This window comes from Pseudomonas putida (genome assembly GCF_001976065.1).
In the GTDB taxonomy this organism is placed as follows: domain Bacteria; phylum Pseudomonadota; class Gammaproteobacteria; order Pseudomonadales; family Pseudomonadaceae; genus Aquipseudomonas; species Aquipseudomonas serbica.
The window spans coordinates 1,172,575-1,190,489 of the sequence record NZ_MNAH01000001.1; the positions used below are offsets into that span (position 1 = coordinate 1,172,575).

The following is a 17,915-nucleotide window of genomic DNA, read 5'->3' on the forward strand; positions in this document are numbered from 1 at the left end:
GACGGGAGGGTGTCGACATGAAGTTGCCTGGCGCACGTGCGCAAGCACTGGGCATGCATCTGGTGCTGATATTGGTGACGGGCCTGCTGGCCAGCCAGTTGCTGGTGGCCAACCCGGTGCCGTCGACACCCGCTCCCGTCACAGATACCGCGACCCCGTGGGGTGGCGATTATTTCCCCAACACCCTGCTGACCGACCAGGACGGTCGGCAGGTGCATTTTTTCGATGACCTGATCAAGGGCAAGGTGGTGGTGATCAATTTCATCTTTACCTCGTGCAGCGACTCCTGCCCATTGGAAACCGCGCGTCTGCGCCAGGTGCAGAAGCTGCTCGGCGACCGGGTCGGCAAGGACATCTTTTTCTACTCCATCAGCATCGATCCCTTGAGCGACACCCCCGAGGTGCTCAAGGCCTATGCGCAACGCTTCCAGATCGGGCCGGGCTGGCAGTTTCTCACCGGCGAATTCGGCGACGTCACCGAGTTGCGGCAAAAACTCGGGTTGTTCATCGAAGGCGTCGACAACGGCCGCAGCAAGGACCACAACCTGAGCCTGATCGTCGGCAACCAGCAAACCGGTCGCTGGATGAAAGCCTCGCCCTTCGAGAATCCCTGGATCCTGGCCGACCAATTGGCCAATACCTTGCATAACTGGAAGCAGCCGAGCCTCGCCGAAAGCTACGCCAATGCCCCACAGATCCGCCCGCCGAGCAACGGCGAAGAACTGTTCCGCACCCGTTGCGCGTCGTGCCACAGCCTTGGCCCGATGGACGGGCAGGGCATCGGCATGCGCAGCATCGGTCCGGACCTGATCGGCGTGACCCGCCAGCGCGATTCGGCCTGGCTGAGCCGCTGGATCCGCGAGCCCGATCGCATGCTGGCCGAGAAAGACCCGCTTGCCATGGAATTGTTCGAGCGCTTCGACAAGATCCCGATGCCCAACCTGCGCTTGGATGAGCGTTCGGCGCAGTCGATCATCGAGTTCCTCCAGGAAGAAACCGAGCGCCAGCAGCCGTTGCTCACGCCCCGGGTCGTCGGCGCCGAGGAGCCGCAACCCGCACACGCCATCGCCGCGCCCGACACGGCGCCGGTGCAATAGTGGCGAAATAGTTTTATCGGGCAGCCATTGCCGGTCAATGCCACCTACACTGATCGGGAACGGCTAAACAAGGCTTGTTTCAAGCAACCAGGGCATCTCATGCAGATACCGGAACCACCACAAGTACCTGCGCCGGATACGCCGGCCGCAGAGGGCAAGGATTGGCGACCGCCGTTCAACCTGGTGCGCTGGTTCTCCCTGGGGAGCTTTTTCATCATCGCCGGCGTGGCATTGGGGCTGGGCTATGTTTCCACGCGTTTCGTGGTCGAGGAGAGCATCGAGCGCGACTCCATGCTGACCGCGCAATTCGTGCAAGCCATTGGCGCGGCGGAAATTCGCCATGCGACGATTTCACCGGAGCGAACCATGGGCGAAATGCTGGACCCGCGTTCCGACATGGCCTATCCCGACGTCAACCCGGGCGCCCGTGCCGCTGCCCGCATCGAGTTCCTTGATCATATCGAACACCTGCCGGACCTTCTGCTGGCCACGGTATACGCCCTGGACCGCACTGTTGTCTGGTCGACCAACCCCGAGTTGATCGGTGTGCGCATCGAAGGCGACGAAGAACTCGACGAGTCCTTCGAAATGAAGGAAGCGGTGTCCACCAGCTACCACGAGATCGATGAGGAACGCCCCGAGCAGCGCCTGCTGCGTGAACCCCAGTACCTGTTCGTCGAGAACTACATTCCGATGTTCAACGCCGACAAAAGCAAAGTGATTGCCATGGTCGAGATCTACAAGGAGCCGGCGGACCTGGTAGCGCGCATCCAGCGCGGGTTCAAGGCGATCTGGCTGGCTACCCTGCTCGGCGGTGCGGTCATCTACCTGGGATTGTTCTGGATCGTTCGGCGCGCGGCCCTGCTGTTGCAGAGCCAGCAGAAACAACTGGTCGCCAACGAGACCTTCGTCGCCTTGGGGGAAATGTCCTCGGCGGTCGCCCACAGCCTGCGCAATCCGCTGGCCAATATTCGTTCCAGCGCCGAACTGGCCCAGGAAATTGCCAGCCAGTCCGCGCAGAAGAACATCGGCGACATCATCGGCCAGGTCGATCGCATGTCGCGCTGGGTCCGTGAGTTGCTGGTGTCCTTGCGCCCGGTCAACGACGACCACGAAGCCGTCGACCTGGTGCTGGTCATCGACGACACCTTGAGCGCCTTCGAACCACAGATTCGCCGCTCGAACGTCGAGGTGCGCTTCTCGCCCAGCGCGGTTCCGCCGGTTGTCAGCCAACAGGTGTTGCTCACGCAGATTCTCAATAGTCTGTTCGCCAACGCCCTGGAAGCCATGCCCAAGGGCGGTGTACTGAGTGTCGAAATCGAAACGTCGGTGCCCGATCAGGTGTGCATGATCCTCAACGACACCGGCAAGGGCATGACCAAGCAGCAACAACAAATGGTCTTCAAGCCGTTCTTCACTACCAAACAGGGAGGGTTGGGCGTGGGCCTGGCCCTGGTCAAAAGAATAATGGAGCGATTTGAAGGCTCGGTCGAACTGACCAGCCAAGAACAGGAAGGAACCCGCGTCTGTCTCAATTTCAAAGTGGCAACGGGAGGGGAATATGGAGCACAGCATACTGCTGGTCGAGGATGATGAGCTGCTCGCCGAGAATATCCAGACTTACCTTGAGCGCAAGGACTTCGAAGTGACTGTCTGCCACTCGGCCGAAGACGCACTGTCGCAGTTGAGCACCTTCGTTCCGGATGTGGTGCTGACCGACAACTCGTTGCCGGGCATGAGTGGCCATGACCTGATCCAGAAGCTGCGCATCAGCGCGCCGGATCTGAAAGTGATCATGATGACCGGCTACGGCAACGTCGAAGACGCCGTGGTGGCGATGAAAGAGGGTGCGTTCCACTACGTGACCAAACCGGTGGCGCTACCGGAGCTCAAGCTGTTGCTGGACAAGGCCCTGGCCACCGACCGGATGGAGCGAACACTGTCGTTCTACCAGGAGCGCGAGGCGCAGAAATCCGGGGTGCAGGCATTGATCGGCGAGTCGGCCCCGATGGTCTACCTCAAGGGCACCATCGCCCAGCTGCTCGACGCCGAGCGGCGCATGGCCAACACCGACCTGCCGCCGGTGCTGGTGGAAGGCGAGACCGGCACCGGCAAGGAACTGGTGGCGCGGGCGCTGCATTTTGACGGCCCGCGCAGCAAAGGGCCGTTCATCGAGTTCAACTGCGCCTCGATTCCTTCCAACCTGGTGGAATCGGAGCTGTTCGGGCACGAGAAGGGCGCCTTCACCGATGCCAAGGACCGTCGCCTGGGGCTGGTGGAAGCGGCTGACGGCGGCACGTTGTTTCTCGATGAAATCGGCGAAATGGACCTGATCCTGCAGGCCAAGCTGCTGAAACTGCTGGAAGACCGGACCATCCGCCGGGTCGGCTCGGTGAAAGAGCGCAAGGTCGATTTGCGGGTGATCAGCGCGACCAATTGCAACCTCGAGCAAATGGTCCAGCAGGGCAAGTTCCGCCGCGACCTGTTCTTCCGCCTGCGCATCATTTCGATCAAGGTGCCGCGCCTGTACGCCCGCGGTGAAGACATCCTGCTGCTGGCCCGGCACTTCCTGGCGACCCATGGCAAACGCTACGGCAAGCCGCACCTGCGTTTCAGTGAACAGGCCGAAGAGTTGCTGCTCAACTACACCTGGCCTGGCAATGTGCGCGAACTGCGCAACATGCTCGAGCAGACTGTCTTGCTGGCGCAACACGACACCATTGCCGCCCACCAGTTGAACGTGTGCCTGAGCCTGGTGGACGAGCCGGCGATGTTCACCCATGAACCGCCACCGAGCGAACCGCGTGCGTCCTATAACGGCAGCGAGTCGATGAACCTGCCGGAAGTGGAGCGCGACATGGTGCGCAAGATGCTCGACAAGACCGACTGGAACGTCACCAAGTCCGCACGGCTTCTGGGCCTGAGCCGCGACATGCTGCGTTACCGGATCGAGAAACTCGGCCTGGCGCGCCCGGACAAGCGCCAGTGGTAGAGAAACCGTTGCGAGCCTGAAGCTGCAAGCAGCAAGTTGGAGCGGCCTTGTCTACAAGGCCGGGCTCTGATTGCCGAGGCAGGCGAGCATGCACGTCGGGTCGAGGACCTCCTGGTTCACATAGACGCCGTGTACGGCGTCATAGGTGCGAATGAACACGCGCACGGTGGTATCGGCCACCGTCGGCAAGCGGGAGTCGGAAAACACGTGCTGGCTCGACACCGGGGTGAACGTCTGGGGCGATGTAGGGATATAGGATCCCGGCGGCACTGTACTCATGGTCGGAGGAACCGGATGGGCAAAGGGCTGATCCGCTCCGTAGTAGCTGAATTCACTGCTCGATTCTTCGGTTTGCATCGCAGTGTCGTCCGCCTGTGCGCTGCTGGCAACCAGGCAGAGGGCAAGTAACAGCGTGGGTACGGTTGTGTTCATGGCAGCACCTGCGGCATCGGTTTATGCGCGTTTCCCCAAGGTCATTAACTATAGCGTTCCCGTGGGCGAACGTCGGCAAGGCGCGGTTTACACAATCGCAACAATGCTCCGATGGGGTGGTTTGCAGCCATGGACTAGACTCGGGCCGGTCAAACCTGTACCCGATTCTGGAGCGTGCAATGGAAATGCCGTCAAAACAACAAGCCATCGCCAGCAACCGCGATGCCTGGAATGATTCCGCCCGTCACCACAAGGAGACCGCGCAATGGCAGGCGCTATTGAACGCGGTGACTCAGGCCGACTTTTCCTGCCTGGATGAAACCCTCATCGGTGTATTGAACCCAGTCGGTATCGACGGCAAGGACGTGGTGCAGCTGGGTTGTAACAACGGCCGGGAAAGCCTGTCGCTGTTTGCCCTGGGGGCTCGCCATGTAGTGGGGGTAGACCAGTCCGTGGCCTTTCTCGAACAGGCGCGGGAACTGGCATCACGTTCGCCCCATTTGCCTGAGTTCATCGAGGCCGACATTCACCACCTGCCACAATCACTGCAGGGGCGATTCGATGTGGCCCTGGTCACCATCGGCGTGTTGAACTGGATGCCCGACATCGGCGAATTCTTTCGCCATGCGGCGCAAACACTCAAGCCCGGTGGCGCGCTGGTGCTTTACGAAACCCACCCGTTCCTGGAAATGCTAGACCCCCAAGCCCCCGATCCCTACCGCCTGGCCAGCTCGTACTTTCGCCACGAACCTTTTGTCCAGAACCAACCGATTGTCTACGAAGGCAAAGTCGAGCAACAGGCCGCGCCGTCCTACTGGTTCGTCCACACCCTGGGCGCGATCTTCAGCGGCGCCCTAGAAGCGGGGCTGCAGATCAGCCATTTCAGGGAGTACCCGCATTCCAACCGCGAAGAGCTTTATGACCGCTACGAGGCGCAGGAGGCGCAGGTGCCGATGTGTTTTAGCTGGGTGGGGGTGAAACGGTGAAACGGGGCTATTGATTACTCAGTGTAATAAGTGAAATTCAATTCGGGGGCTCTATCGCTTTCTGCTCCAGTAATAAGATGGCTCCATCAAACCATCCCTACTGGAGAATCGCGTGAAAAAAACCATTATTGCCGCCCTGCTAACTGCTGCCGCTAACTATGCCAACGCCGGCACGGTATTGGTTGTACTGTCGGATCAGGCGCAACTGGACCTGAAAGACGGCAAGGTCATGCAAACAGGTTTCTTCCTGAACGAACTAATGCAACCGGTGCAGACTTTCATCGCGGCGAGTCAAACCGTCATATTTGCCACCCCTAGCGGCAAGGCGCCCACCGCGGACCAGAAATCCAATGATGTGAGCTTCTGGGGCAACGATGAAAATGCCCGTCAGGAAAGTCTCGCGCTGCTGGACACGCTAAAGCTGACCTCGAAGAGCGGCTCGCCGGCAATTAGCTTCGCGCAGGTTCAGAAAGTCGGCTACGACAAGTTCGATGCCGTCTTCGTGCCGGGCGGCCATATCCCGATGCAGGATCTGCTGAAGGACAAGCAACTGGGCCAACTGCTGACCAACTTCCATGAAAAAGGCAAAGTCACCGGCTTCACCTGCCATGGCACCATAGCCATGTTGTCGACGATCCCGGACGCGCACGGTTTTGTCTCCGCGCTGGAATCGGGCAAACAGCCGGCAGCGCCAGCCAACTGGATTTACAAGGGCTATAAAGTCACCGCCTTCACCGACGCGGAAGAGGAGCAGGCCAAAGGTTTCCTCGGCGGCGGCCATATGAAACTGTTCCCGCAGGACGGCCTGACGGCAGCCGGTGCTCACTTCTCCGAAGCCAAGCCATGGAGCGAGAATGTCATTGAAGACCGCGAAGTCATTTCCGGCCAGAATCCACAGTCGGCAAAGGCAGTCGCCGTGGCCATGCTGGCAAAAATGAAGTAAGCCTGGGCGGCGCGGCCGACGCGTAAAGCCCCGATTTCACGGGGCTTTGCGAACCCAGCCTTATTGCAAGATCAGCAGCTACACCGTCAATGCGCAGTTCTGCCTTGACCCAACTCGACCTGAACCGCCACATCCCCTCCGTATCATCCGTGAATGTGGGCAAACATGATGCGCGGCATCGATCCGTTGTGGCTTCACCGCTTGGTCTAGTCCCGGCACGCTGACGTTAAGCCTCACGGGCAAGATCATTTCGATTCCTCACCCAAGGTGCCGGTGTAGTGAGCCAGGCGCTTCTCCACGTCGGCTTTCGTCTGCAACCCAAGCTCCATCAGTTGTTTGATACGGGCCTGCGCTGCCGGGCGTTTTACCGAGCCGATGAAACCATCCCATTCGGCAGCGATGGCTTCGTTCGGTGGCAGGCTGGCAGCATTGACCAGGCGCTTTATGTCAGCAATTGACTGCTTGTCGAATCGCGCGATACGCCGGGCCATGGTGTCGACGAACTTGTCGAGTTCGGCATCGGGCAGCGCGCGGTTGACGTAGCCATAGCGTTCGGCGAGTTCGCCATTGATGTCGTTGCCGGTGAGCAGCACTTCCAGTGCGCGCCCACGGCCGATCAGCCGTGGTAGACGCGCCATCGGACCGCCTCCGGGCACGAGAGCGGCACCGATTTCCCATTGCGAGAGGATGGCTTTCTCGCGGCTGGCAAAGCGCATGTCGCTGGCCAAGGCCAGTTCGCTACCGACACCGGTGGCACGGCCGCGAATCGACACGATCGACACCACCGGTGCTTTGCTCAACCGCACCAGCATGTCGGGCAACGGCGGCAATCCGGTGGGGCCGTTGGGAAGGCTGGTGGTGTCAGTCAGCGGGGGAACGAAGTCATAGTGGGTGAGGAAGAAATCCGGCACGTCACTGTCGAACACCACGACCACCAGTTTCGGATCGGATTCGATGGCAGTAACCACCTCGTTCAGCTGCGGCATGGTTTCGGGACCGTAGATGTTGTACGGCGGGTTGTGGAAGGTGACCCGCCAGTACTGAGGTGTGACACGTGTGAGCTTGATTTCCTGTTTGACCGCGCTGGTAGGTGAGGCTTTATCGGTTGTTGAGGGGGAAGTCTCGCCAGCAAGCGCCGCGCCTGTCGTCGCCAGACTGGCGAAAATCAGTGCAGCCGATAGCAACTGAAGTCTCATAGGAGTGTCTCCAGAGAAATGCCTGAGGGCATGCGAATTCCCGTTGAGCTACAGATGGCCTGCCAATTGATCGGGTCGAGAAAAATCACGCCCGTTGCTCCGTTCCGTCGCGGGTCAACACATGAGCATGGGTTTCGTGCGCATGACCGGAATGCGGCCCGACACGGTCGGCAGTAGCGGCTGAAGTTGGCAGGTGGCTCGATAGACCCGGGAACACCGAGTCCAGGGGGGCGAAACATGTCGCCTTACGCCGGCAGCGCCGAATGCTCAAGCGTAGCAGCGAATAATCGGCTCGCAAGGCGCCCATTCGGATGAGATCACCGATCGCACAATCGGCCACCCAATGGCCAATCAGCAGGCGATGAAACTTGATTCGATACCGCCTGGGATTCTGTGGCACTACATCCTTTTCAGGGGTAATAATTTGTCATCCCGGGGCAGCAGCAAAAAAACTCTTTCGGGCTTCATGTCCCGCTACAACGCAAGTTTTCATTGGAGTAAAGCCACCCATGGAAGCCAACCGATTCGGCGACATCGCTGCGTTTGTCTGCGCTGTAAAGGTTGGAAGTTTTACCTGCGCGGCCGCCTCACTTGGTCTGACCCGATCGGCTGTAGGTAAAAGTATCGTTCGTCTTGAAGGTCGGATGGGAGCTCGGCTTCTGAATCGCACGACGCGCAAACTGAGCCTGACTGACGAGGGCTACGTCGCCTATGAGCGCTGGAAGCAAATTCTCGAGGATCTTGATGAAGTGGATGCAACCATGGCCTTGCGTCGTGGACGGCCAACCGGCACGTTTAAACTCACAGCGCCCCTTTCCTTTGGTCAGCGCCATATCCTGCCGATTCTGGATGCTTATCTGAAGCAATGGCCTGAACTTCGTGCGGACGTTTGGTTTACCGATCGCTTTGTCGATCTGGTCGAAGAGGGTGTCGACATAGCCATTCGCATTGGCACGCCAAATGACGATTCACAACTATTAACCAGAACCGTGGGTTGGCAGCAGTTCGCAACGTGTGCCTCGCCCTCATATCTGGCCCGTTGCGGTGTTCCACAAATGCCTGCGGATCTGGTCGGGCATGACACCATCGCTTTCATCAGTGGCCAGGCCAGTGTCTGGCGTTACCAGACACCCACCGGCCTTTATTTCCATGAACGACCAGGGCGGCTGAACATAGACAGTTCTGAAGCCATGCGCGAAGCGGCGTTGACGGGTATTGGCCTGATCCACTTGCCGACGTATATCACCGGTAATGACTTGCGCGACGGAACGCTGGTGGAAGTGCTCAAACCTTATCGCGCATCGCCCGACCCCATCCGGGTTGTCTATGCGAGCAAGCGTCAGTTGTCACCGCGCGTCCGCGCGTTTATCGATCTGTTGGTTGAGCGCTGGGAATCAGGTTTGCCGTGGGAAACCTGAAAATATTGGGGACTCACTGGACCGTGTGAGGGTCTGTTGGTGGTGTTTATCCGAGGTCAGGATTCAATAAAGATGTCAGTCATCGTCACTTACCGAGACTGCCATTATGACAATCGCCACCCAACGCTCACTGCAAGTGCAACTTGGCGCCTTACCGACCGCCGATCCTTCGCTTGAGCGTCACCCTGGTTTTCAACGCCTGTTCCGACCACAGGCGCTGACGGTTGGGCTGATTTTGCCCCTCGAAACCCACGCCGGCCGAGCGGCACCGACCATGCATGGTCACGTGGAAATGGCGCAACGCGCCGAGGCGCTTGGTTTTGGCGCGCTATGGATGCGTGACATTCCTTTCTACGACCCGGATTACAACGATGTGGCGCACATCTTTGAGCCCCTGGTCTACATCGGCTTCCTCGCCGCAGCTACACGCAGCATCGTCCTGGGAACCACCGGTATCGTGCTGCCTACCCACGAGCCTATGTATCTGGCCAAGCAAGCGACGTCCCTGGATCAGTTGAGCGAAGGGCGGCTGGTGTTGGGGTTGTCTTCGGGCGATCGATACAGCGATTACCCGATGCTAGGTATCGATTATGAAACCCGTGGTGATCGCTACCGTGATGCCTTCTCGGTGTTTCGCACCCTGATTGAACAGGACTTTCCGCGCTTTCGCTCCGAGCGATTCGGTGGTTCATCCGGAAACCTCGACCTGGTGCCGAAAGCGCCGTATGGACGCGTCCCTTCTATCGCTGTCGGCCAGGCGCAGCAGAGCATCGAGTGGTTGGCTGAACACCTTGATGGCTATCTGGCCGGCGTGCAAAGCCCCGAGCGGCTGGCATCGTTGGGCGAGAGCTGGCACGCCAAAGTGCGTAACATTGAAGGGCGAAACGCTTTCAAACCGTTAGGCCTAGGCGGATATCTGGACCTCAGCGACTACCCGGACCAGCCATTCCAGCGCATCCAGGGAGGCTTCCGGGCGGGGCGTAACGGCCTGCGCAATTACCTGGAGCAAGCACAAGCTGCCGGTATTTCGCATATAGCGCTCAACCCCAAGGTCAGCCGTCAACCCTACGGCGAGATTCTTGACGAGCTCGCTGAGCACATCTTGCCGTTATTCCCGTCGCATGTTTGAGGTTTAGCCGACCCTCCCATGATCGATACCTGTCATCGCTTTTGGCGGGTCAGCGACTGTCCCCTCGCGTCGTCCTGGCGCCGATGGGCATGCGCATCAGGTATCAGACACGAGTGGACACTCACTTGTAGGATAACGAGACAACCGCCGTCTGCCAGTCGACGTTAGAAGAAATCAATTTCGTAGCCGAATCGTGATGCTGCATTGACGATGTGCTGCCCCATGATCTGGCGTGCCGCCGCCGCATTCCGGTCGGTCAACGCCTGCACCAGGTCTTCGTGCTCACCGCGTGCTGCATGCGGAATATTACTGAACACAGGGCCTCGTCGCGCAAAGTTCATGGTGATCAGTGCCCGCATTGGCTCGAGCACTGTGCGAATCATTGTCTCGAGATAGTCATTGCCAGACGCAGCGGCCACGGCCCGATGGAAGTCGAGGTCTGCGTTCACAGTGTCCAGCGTCGGTTCGCCTACATATTGCATTCGCAGGACCGCAGCCTGGATTGTTTTCAGCTTGTGGGGCGTCATGTGCGACGCCGCAAGCGCGGCAGCCTGGCTTTCCAGTACGGCCCGCACTTCGAACATGTTGCGGATCGTATTGTCCCCGTCCAGCAACGGCGCGTGCTCGCGCTGGGGTGAGGCTTGCGGTGATGGGGTCGTGGCCGAGACGAACACGCCAACGCCCTGGCGTGACTGGATCAGTCCCTGCGCTCGAAGCGTCGCGATCCCTTCGCGCACGACGTTCCTGCTGACGCCGAAGTTTTGCGCGAGAAACTGCTCCGTTGGCAAGCGGTCTCCGGGACGCAATCGGCCAGACGCAATCTCATCACTCAACGAACGAGCGATGTGTTCAGCCAGATGAGGTCGCCGCGCCACGGGTTGCACATTCATTTCGCTCATTCTTTTTCTTCCTTTCGCTTGTCTTCTTAATCTACATCAGAAGACTTGTTCTCGACAGTTAAAACTGCGTTTCACTTTCGTCATAAAAAATAAAAGCTAATAAAAACAATAGGTTGAATGGCATTTAGACCAAGGTCTAGCGGAAAGCAGCAGTTGTTCAGTTGAAGGACAACAGAACGTCATGTACGTTGTCCTCAAACCGGCACGGGCGAAATTCCAGAATCGCCGCGCCACCCATGCAACCTGCTTGAGGCGAAGTCCTATGAAAATTGCCAGCATCGAAACCATTCCGCTTCGGATTCCCTTCACTACGGGTGGTCCGTCGGCCGGTGGGGTTTGGGGCCCGAAAGACCTGCAAATGGTCGATTCCCTGTTGGTTAAAGTCACCACGGACGAGGGTATCGTCGGCTGGGGCGAAACCTTCGGCTTCACCGCGATACCCGCGGTGAAAGTCGTGATCGACACGATCCTCGCGCCTGAGCTGATTGGCAGTGATGTGACGCGGCGCGAAAAACTGCAGGGGGATCTGCAGAAGAAGTTTCACGTCTTCGGTCGCAGTGGCGCGTTCATCTATGGCCTGTCGGCAATTGACATCGCGTTGTGGGATATCGCCGGCAAAGCGGCTGGTAAACCGATCTACCAGTTGCTGGGTGGCAGCGAGGCCACGTCGTTGGCGGCCTATGCAAGCTTGATCCGCTATGCCGACTCTGAACTGATTCGGGTCAATGTTCAGCGTGCGGTCAACAGCGGTTTCCGTCATCTCAAGTTGCATGAGGTGAATGCAGATGTCATTCGCGCTGCATGCGAAGCCGCCGGCCCCGGTGTGGAAATCACCCTGGACGTCAACGCCCCGTGGTCGGTTCGCGAAGCGCTCGATATGACCGAGAAGCTGCGTCCTTTGAATCTGCGCTGGATCGAAGAGCCGGTGTGGCCGCCGGAAGACTATGCGGGTCTGGCGAGGGTGCGCCAACACGGCGGCATCCCGGTTGCAGCCGGTGAGAACGCTTCGACGCTGATGGACTTCCAGCATCTGCTTGAAGCCGGCGCGGTCGATTTCGTCCAGCCTAGCCCGGCCAAGATGGGCGGCATTACCGAACTGCAAAAAGTCTATGCGCTGGCCAATGCCCATGGCGTCACCGTGATGGTCCACGCCTTTTATGACGGCCCGGGCCTATTGGCCGCCGTGCATGGCAGTGCTGCTCTCGGCGGCGCGAAGTCCTTGGTCGAATGGCGCTACTTCGATCTCGAAGCGCAGCTCTATGGCGACGCCATCATTCCGCGTAACGGCCGCATCGACGTACCGCAAGGACCGGGGCTCGGAATCGAGCCGGACCAGGACGTCATTCGAGACTACCGCTTCAAACCTTAACCGCAACGGCCGCCTGGCCATTGCCGCGTTGATCGAGGCCGCCGTATCGGCCTCGATCAGCCACGACGACATTCTTGATAAAAATAAATACGAGGATTGAGCACATGTTAGACAGAATCGTAGGACCCATTTTGCCCGTCGCCTTTGTAATCGCGCTTGGCTACATCGCTGGCAAGCGCGGACGGCTTACCCATTCGGACAGCCTGCTGATCAGCCGGCTGGTACTCGGCTGGATCTTCCCGGCACTGCTGTTTGTCGGGATGGCGAGCACACCCCGTGAACAGCTCTTCGACTTCAAATTCGTCGCGGCTACCTTTATCGGCATCATGGGCATGTACACGATAGCGCTCGCGATCGGCTGGTTCACCACGCGTAATCTCAAGGTCGCAACGCTCAAGGGCTTCGTCAACGGTTACCCGGACGCGGCGTTCATGGGCATCCCGATCCTCGCAACGATGTACGGCGCCGGCAGTATTTATTCAGTACTGGTGCTGAACCTGGTCGCGAGCCTGGTGATGATCCCCCTGACAACCATGTTGCTCACCATTGCCGATGGAAAGGGCAGTGGCACCCAGGCGTTCGTGTCGAGCCTGTCGGGAGCGGTCCGCCGTCCGCTGATGTGGGCACCGGCCCTTGGCATTCTGATTTCGCTGCTGCAGGTCAAGCTGCCGCCGATTGCTGCGGAGTCGCTCAATCTTCTCGGCAAGGCAACGCCTGGCGTCTCCCTGCTGTGCCTGGGACTGATCATGTCGTCCGAGAAACTGAAAATGTCGGGTGAGGTGTGGGGCAACCTTGGGCTCAAGCTGCTCGTGCATCCGGTGTTGATGTTCGCCGCCACTGTGGTACTGGGCACTCATGGGCTTTACGCTCAACAGATGATCCTGCTTTGCGCGCTTCCGTCGGCGACTATTCCGGCGATGTTCGCAAACCAGACCGGTGCCTATCAGAGTGAAGCCGCGACCTCCATCCTGGTCAGTACGGTGCTGTCGATCGTGACGTTCTCTTTCGCGATCTACCTGATTGATGGAGGGCTTGCCGCAGCCTGACTGCTGATCGCTTCCAGGGTAGGGCGGTGCCCGCGCAGGGCCGCAATCGGCAACGGACAAAAACCATTGCGGACCGCTATCCTTGGCCCATGCTCATCGAACGGGTTCTCCCATGCTGGAAGTCCAGGGTGTCTTCAAAAGCTACGTCACCCCGCAAGGGCCATTGCCGGTGTTGCAGGGTGTCGACCTGACCCTCAAACCCGGCAGCAGCCTGGCGCTGATGGGCGAGTCGGGCAGTGGCAAGAGCACCTTGCTGCACCTGATCGCCGGGCTGGACAAGGTCGATCGCGGCAGCATCCGCAGCGGTGAGCATCGACTGGAACAGATGAACGAAGGGCAGCTGGCGAGCTGGCGCCGCTGCGAGATCGGCCTGGTGTTCCAGCAGTTCAACCTGATCGGCAGTTTGCGGGTGGAGGACAACCTGGCGTTTCAGGCGCGCCTTGCCGGCCGCCATGATCCGTGCTGGCAGGCGCATCTGGTGCAGCGCCTGGGCTTGGGCGATTTGCTGCGGCGCTACCCCGAACAACTCTCCGGCGGCCAGCAACAACGGGTCGCCTTGGGCCGAGCCCTGGCGTCGCGACCCAAGTTGCTGCTGGCCGACGAGCCCACCGGCAGCCTCGATGAAGCCACCAGCGACGAGGTGCTGAGGTTGCTGCTGGAGTTGCTCGACGACACGCCGACGACCCTGCTGATGGTCACTCACAGCCCCAGTGTGGCTGCGCGAATGGCCGAAAAGGTGGTGCTGCACGGCGGTCGACTGGCAGCCGTGGACGCCCGCTGAGATGCGCATTTTTCGCGAAACCCTGCGCGCGCTGCTCAGTCATTGGCGACAGCACCCGGTACAGTTTTTCAGCGTGCTGACCGGGCTGTGGCTGGCCACCAGTCTGCTGACCGGGGTGCAAGCGTTGAACAGCCAGGCGCGGGACAGCTATGCCCGGGCCAGTCAGCTGATCGGCGGTGAACCCCAGGCCAGCCTGAGTGCGCCCGGTGGCGGGACTTTCTCCCAGCAACTGTTTGTCGACCTGCGCCGCGCCGGGTGGCCGGTGTCGCCGGTGTTGCAGGGCCGGCTGACGCTCAAGGGCCATGAGGATCAGCGGCTGCAACTGATGGGCATCGAGCCCGTGTCGCTACCGGCCGGGTCCGAGGTGGCGGGGCAGGCTTTGGCCATCGAGCAGGTCGTCGAGTTTTTCACAGCGCCAGGCAGCACCTGGATTGCACCGCAGACCTTGCAAGGACTGGGGCTGAAGGAGGGGGAGCGGCCGCTGGCACTGAACGGCCGGGCCTTGCCGCCGCTGCTCGCTCAAGCGGACATGGCGCCGGGGGTGCTGCTGGTGGACATCGGTTTTGCCCAGCAGATTCTCGGTTTGCCGGATCAGTTGTCACGTCTGCTGCTGCCCGGGGATTTCTCCGCGACACTGCCCGAGCCGTTCAAGGGACAACTCCAACTCAAGACCCGCGGCGAAGAAAACAATCTGGCGCGCCTGACCGAGAGCTTTCACCTGAACCTGGATGCCTTGGGTTTTTTGTCGTTCGTGGTCGGCCTGTTTATCGTGCACGCCGCGATAGGGCTGGCGCTGGAACAGCGTCGCGGTTTACTGCGGACCCTGCGTGCCTGCGGGGTCAGCGCACGGATGCTTATTGCCTGTCTTGCCGTCGAACTGGGCGGTTTGGCCTTGATCGGCGGCGTGGCCGGGGTCGCAAGCGGTTACCTGTTGGCCAGCGTGTTGCTGCCGGATGTCGCCGCCAGCCTGCGCGGGTTGTACGGTGCCGAAGTGGCCGGGCAGTTGAGCCTGAGCCCGCTGTGGTGGCTCAGCGGCGTCGGCCTGAGCCTGTTCGGCGCCGCGCTCGCCGGCGCCAACAGTGTGTGGCGTGCAGCGCGCTTGCCGTTGCTGGCCCTGGCCGATCCGCAGGCCTGGCACCAGGCCCATGCGCGCTGGTTGCGCCGTCAGGGCTGGGTGGCGGCGCTGGCCTTGGGCATTGCGTTGCTGGCCTTGCTGCGCGGGGACAGCCTGGCCAGTGGTTTTGTGCTCATGGCCACGCTATTGCTGGGCGCCGCGTTGGCGCTGCCGGTGGTGCTCAATGCCGTGCTCAATGGCCTGGCCCACCGCAGTGCTTCGGTGCTCGGCCAGTGGTTCGTCGCCGATTGCCGCCAGCAGCTGCCGGCCTTGAGCCTGGCGCTGATGGCACTGCTGCTGGCCCTGGCGGCCAACATCGGTGCCGGCAGCATGACCGCCGGTTTTCGCCAGACCTTCAGCCACTGGCTGGAACAACGGCTGACTGCCGAGCTCTACCTCAATCCACAGAACCCGGCCCAGGCTCGGGAGATGCACGACTGGCTCAAGCAACAACCGCAGCTGACGGCGGTGTTGCCCAACTGGCAGGTTTCCATTCAATTGCAAGGCTGGCCGGCGGATGTCTTTGGCGTGATCGATCACCCGACCTATCGTCAGCACTGGCCGTTGCTGGAAGCCTTGGACGACAAGGCCTGGGATCGCCTGGCAGCGGACGACACGATGATGCTGAGCGAACAACTGGCGCGGCGCTTGAAGGTGACGCTCGGCGATCAGTTGACGATTGCCACGCCCAACGGTCCATGGTCGCCGCGCATCGTCGGCATCTACGCCGACTATGGCAATCCCAAGGGCCACCTGCTGGTCAACGTCGATCACTTGCTGCGCGCCTGGCCGCAACTGACGCCGAACCGCTTCAACCTGCGCATCGAGCCGGCATTGATAACGCCGTTCGTGACGGCGCTGCAAGCACGCTTCGCCCTGGAAGACAGCCGCATTGTCGACCAGGCCCGGCTCAAGGGCTGGTCGACGCAAGTGTTCGAGCGCACCTTCGCTGCCACCGCCGCGCTCAATAGCCTGACCCTTTGCGTAGCCGGCGTGGCGCTGTTCATCAGCCTGCTGACGCAAAGTCAGAGCCGTCTCGGGCAACTGGCGCCTTTGTGGGCGCTGGGCGTGACCCGCCGGCAACTGATGCTGCTCAACCTCGGGCAAACCTGGCTGCTGGCGCTGTTGACCCTGGTGCTGGCGTTGCCCTTGGGTATCGCGCTGGCCTGGTGCCTGGACGCGGTGATCAACGTCCAGGCGTTTGGCTGGCGCCTGCCGCTGCAGGTGTTTCCCCAGCAATTGCTGCAGTTGATGGGGCTGGCGTTGTTGGCGACTTTATTGGCGTCGGCGTGGCCGCTGTATTCGCTGTATCGCACGCAACCGGCGGACCTGCTGAGGACCTTTGCCCATGAGGATTAAGCTCGGGCTATGCCTGGCCGTCGCGTTGCTCGCTGGTTGCGATCAGCCGGCGCCGGTGGAGAAGGGGTTCGCCGGCCTTGGCAAACAAGCCGCCGCGTTTGCCGAGGTTGTGCCCGGCCGGGTGTTCAGCTTCCCGGCGGATCATGGCCCTCATGATGGTTTTCGCATCGAATGGTGGTACGTCACCGCCAACCTCAAGGATGATCAGGGCCGCGAGTTCGGCGTGCAATGGACACTTTTTCGCAGTGCCTTGAAGGCGGCGCCCGAGACGGCTGGCTGGGGCAGCCAGACGATATGGCTGGGCCACGCGGCGGTAACATCGGCCTCGGTGCATCACGCCGCCGAGCGTTATGCCCGGGGCGGCGTGGGACAGGCCGGCGTGAGCCTGACGCCGTTCAACGCGTGGATCGACGACTGGCGCTTCAGCACTCAGGCAACCGGTGCTGATCCCTTGGCCGATCTGCAGCTCAGCGCCCGCGACAAGGCGTTTAGCTACCAGCTGCGGCTGACCGCGAATCGACCGCTGGTGCTGCAGGGCGACAAGGGGTTCAGTCAGAAATCCGAACAGGGCCAGGCGTCCTATTACTACAGCCAGCCGTTTTTCCAGGCCAGCGGCACACTGGAGATCGACGGCCAGCGTTTTCAGGTCAGCGGCCCCGCCTGGCTTGACCGGGAATGGAGCAGTCAACCCCTGACCGCCAATCAGAGCGGTTGGGACTGGTTTTCCCTGCACCTGGCCGGCGGCGAGCAGGTGATGCTTTATCGCATGCGGCAAAAGGATGGCGAACCTTACCTGACGGGAACCTGGATCGACGCCCAGGGCCAGACGCAAATGCTCACCGCCGACGACATCCGCCTTACCCCGCAGGATACCGCCAAGGTGGCCGGGCGTTCGATGCCCGTGCGCTGGTCGATCCAGATCCCCGGCAAACACCTCGACATCGTCATCAGCGCCCTCAACCCCAATGCCTGGATGGATCTGCGCATCCCTTACTGGGAAGGTCCGGTGCGTTTGAGCGGCAGCCATGGCGGGCAGGGGTATCTGGAAATGACCGGTTATTAAAACCAAAGAATCGCAGCCTGCGGCAGCTCCCACAGGGTTCGACAATCAACCGGAACTCCGTGGGGTGTCCACCTCTCTACCGTACGAATGC

15 protein-coding genes are annotated in these 17,915 nt (G+C 60.6%); 12 read left to right on the forward strand and 3 right to left on the reverse strand.

All coding sequences use genetic code 11. The features are described from left to right. Nucleotides 1–17: 17 nt before the first annotated feature. From BKX96_RS05390 to BKX96_RS05400, 3 genes are all read left to right on the forward strand, one after another. On the forward strand, nt 18–1,097 hold the full coding sequence (locus tag BKX96_RS05390) for an SCO family protein (protein WP_046816260.1): 1,080 nt from the start codon (nt 18–20) through the stop codon (nt 1,095–1,097). Between the two features lie 99 nt (nt 1,098–1,196). Beyond that, nucleotides 1,197–2,690, forward strand: a complete 1,494-nt coding sequence (locus tag BKX96_RS05395; protein ID WP_077182966.1) for a sensor histidine kinase — start codon at nt 1,197–1,199, stop codon at nt 2,688–2,690. Then, nucleotides 2,659–4,089 carry a sigma-54-dependent transcriptional regulator gene (locus BKX96_RS05400; protein WP_077182967.1) on the forward strand — a complete coding sequence of 477 codons (1,431 nt, stop codon included), beginning with the start codon at nt 2,659–2,661 and terminating at the stop codon, nt 4,087–4,089. Before BKX96_RS05395 ends, BKX96_RS05400 begins: the two co-directional genes overlap by 32 nt. A 51-nt stretch (nt 4,090–4,140) precedes the next feature. Here the strand turns inward: BKX96_RS05400 and BKX96_RS05405 are convergent, their stop codons facing one another. After that, nucleotides 4,141–4,521 (reverse strand): hypothetical protein, encoded by a 381-nt coding sequence (locus BKX96_RS05405; RefSeq protein WP_046816263.1) that lies wholly within the window; start codon nt 4,519–4,521, stop codon nt 4,141–4,143. A gap of 179 nt (nt 4,522–4,700) precedes the next feature. Here BKX96_RS05405 and BKX96_RS05410 point away from each other — a divergent pair, with 179 nt between their 5' ends. After that, complete coding sequence (locus BKX96_RS05410; RefSeq protein WP_077182968.1) at nt 4,701–5,507, forward strand: class I SAM-dependent methyltransferase; 807 nt, start codon at nt 4,701–4,703, stop codon at nt 5,505–5,507. Between the two features lie 112 nt (nt 5,508–5,619). After that, nucleotides 5,620–6,450, forward strand: a complete 831-nt coding sequence (locus BKX96_RS05415; RefSeq protein ID WP_077182969.1) for a type 1 glutamine amidotransferase domain-containing protein — start codon at nt 5,620–5,622, stop codon at nt 6,448–6,450. A gap of 245 nt (nt 6,451–6,695) precedes the next feature. Here the strand turns inward: BKX96_RS05415 and BKX96_RS05420 are convergent, their stop codons facing one another. Further along, complete coding sequence (locus BKX96_RS05420) at nt 6,696–7,646, reverse strand: enoyl-CoA hydratase/isomerase family protein (RefSeq protein WP_178134532.1); 951 nt, start codon at nt 7,644–7,646, stop codon at nt 6,696–6,698. 509 nt (nt 7,647–8,155) lie between these two features. Here BKX96_RS05420 and BKX96_RS05425 point away from each other — a divergent pair. Both BKX96_RS05425 and BKX96_RS05430 read left to right on the forward strand, forming a co-directional pair. Next, complete coding sequence (locus BKX96_RS05425) at nt 8,156–9,064, forward strand: LysR family transcriptional regulator (protein WP_077182970.1); 909 nt, start codon at nt 8,156–8,158, stop codon at nt 9,062–9,064. 106 nt (nt 9,065–9,170) lie between these two features. Then, a complete protein-coding gene (locus BKX96_RS05430; protein ID WP_080957007.1) occupies nt 9,171–10,193 on the forward strand; it encodes an LLM class oxidoreductase in 1,023 nt (340 codons plus the stop codon). A gap of 164 nt (nt 10,194–10,357) precedes the next feature. Here the strand turns inward: BKX96_RS05430 and BKX96_RS05435 are convergent, their stop codons facing one another. Next, entirely contained in the window at nt 10,358–11,092 is a 735-nt protein-coding gene (locus BKX96_RS05435) for a FadR/GntR family transcriptional regulator (protein ID WP_046816267.1), read from the reverse strand. Between the two features lie 262 nt (nt 11,093–11,354). On the opposite strand from BKX96_RS05435, the gene BKX96_RS05440 reads away from it, so the two are divergent. From BKX96_RS05440 to BKX96_RS05460, 5 genes are all read left to right on the forward strand, one after another. Further along, complete coding sequence (locus tag BKX96_RS05440) at nt 11,355–12,461, forward strand: mandelate racemase/muconate lactonizing enzyme family protein (RefSeq protein ID WP_077182971.1); 1,107 nt, start codon at nt 11,355–11,357, stop codon at nt 12,459–12,461. A 104-nt stretch (nt 12,462–12,565) separates the two neighbouring features. Then, the gene (locus BKX96_RS05445) at nt 12,566–13,507 is read left to right on the forward strand and encodes an AEC family transporter (RefSeq protein WP_077182972.1); all 942 of its coding nucleotides are present in this window, start codon (nt 12,566–12,568) and stop codon (nt 13,505–13,507) included. Nucleotides 13,508–13,619: 112 nt separating this feature from the next. Continuing rightward, entirely contained in the window at nt 13,620–14,288 is a 669-nt protein-coding gene (locus tag BKX96_RS05450) for an ABC transporter ATP-binding protein (RefSeq protein WP_077182973.1), read from the forward strand. Between the two features lies 1 nt (nt 14,289). Continuing rightward, complete coding sequence (locus tag BKX96_RS05455; protein WP_077182974.1) at nt 14,290–16,761, forward strand: ABC transporter permease; 2,472 nt, start codon at nt 14,290–14,292, stop codon at nt 16,759–16,761. Further along, a complete protein-coding gene (locus tag BKX96_RS05460) occupies nt 16,751–17,824 on the forward strand; it encodes a lipocalin-like domain-containing protein (RefSeq protein WP_077182975.1) in 1,074 nt (357 codons plus the stop codon). The genes BKX96_RS05455 and BKX96_RS05460 overlap by 11 nt, the downstream gene beginning before the upstream one ends. The last annotated feature ends 91 nt before the right edge of the window (nt 17,825–17,915 follow it).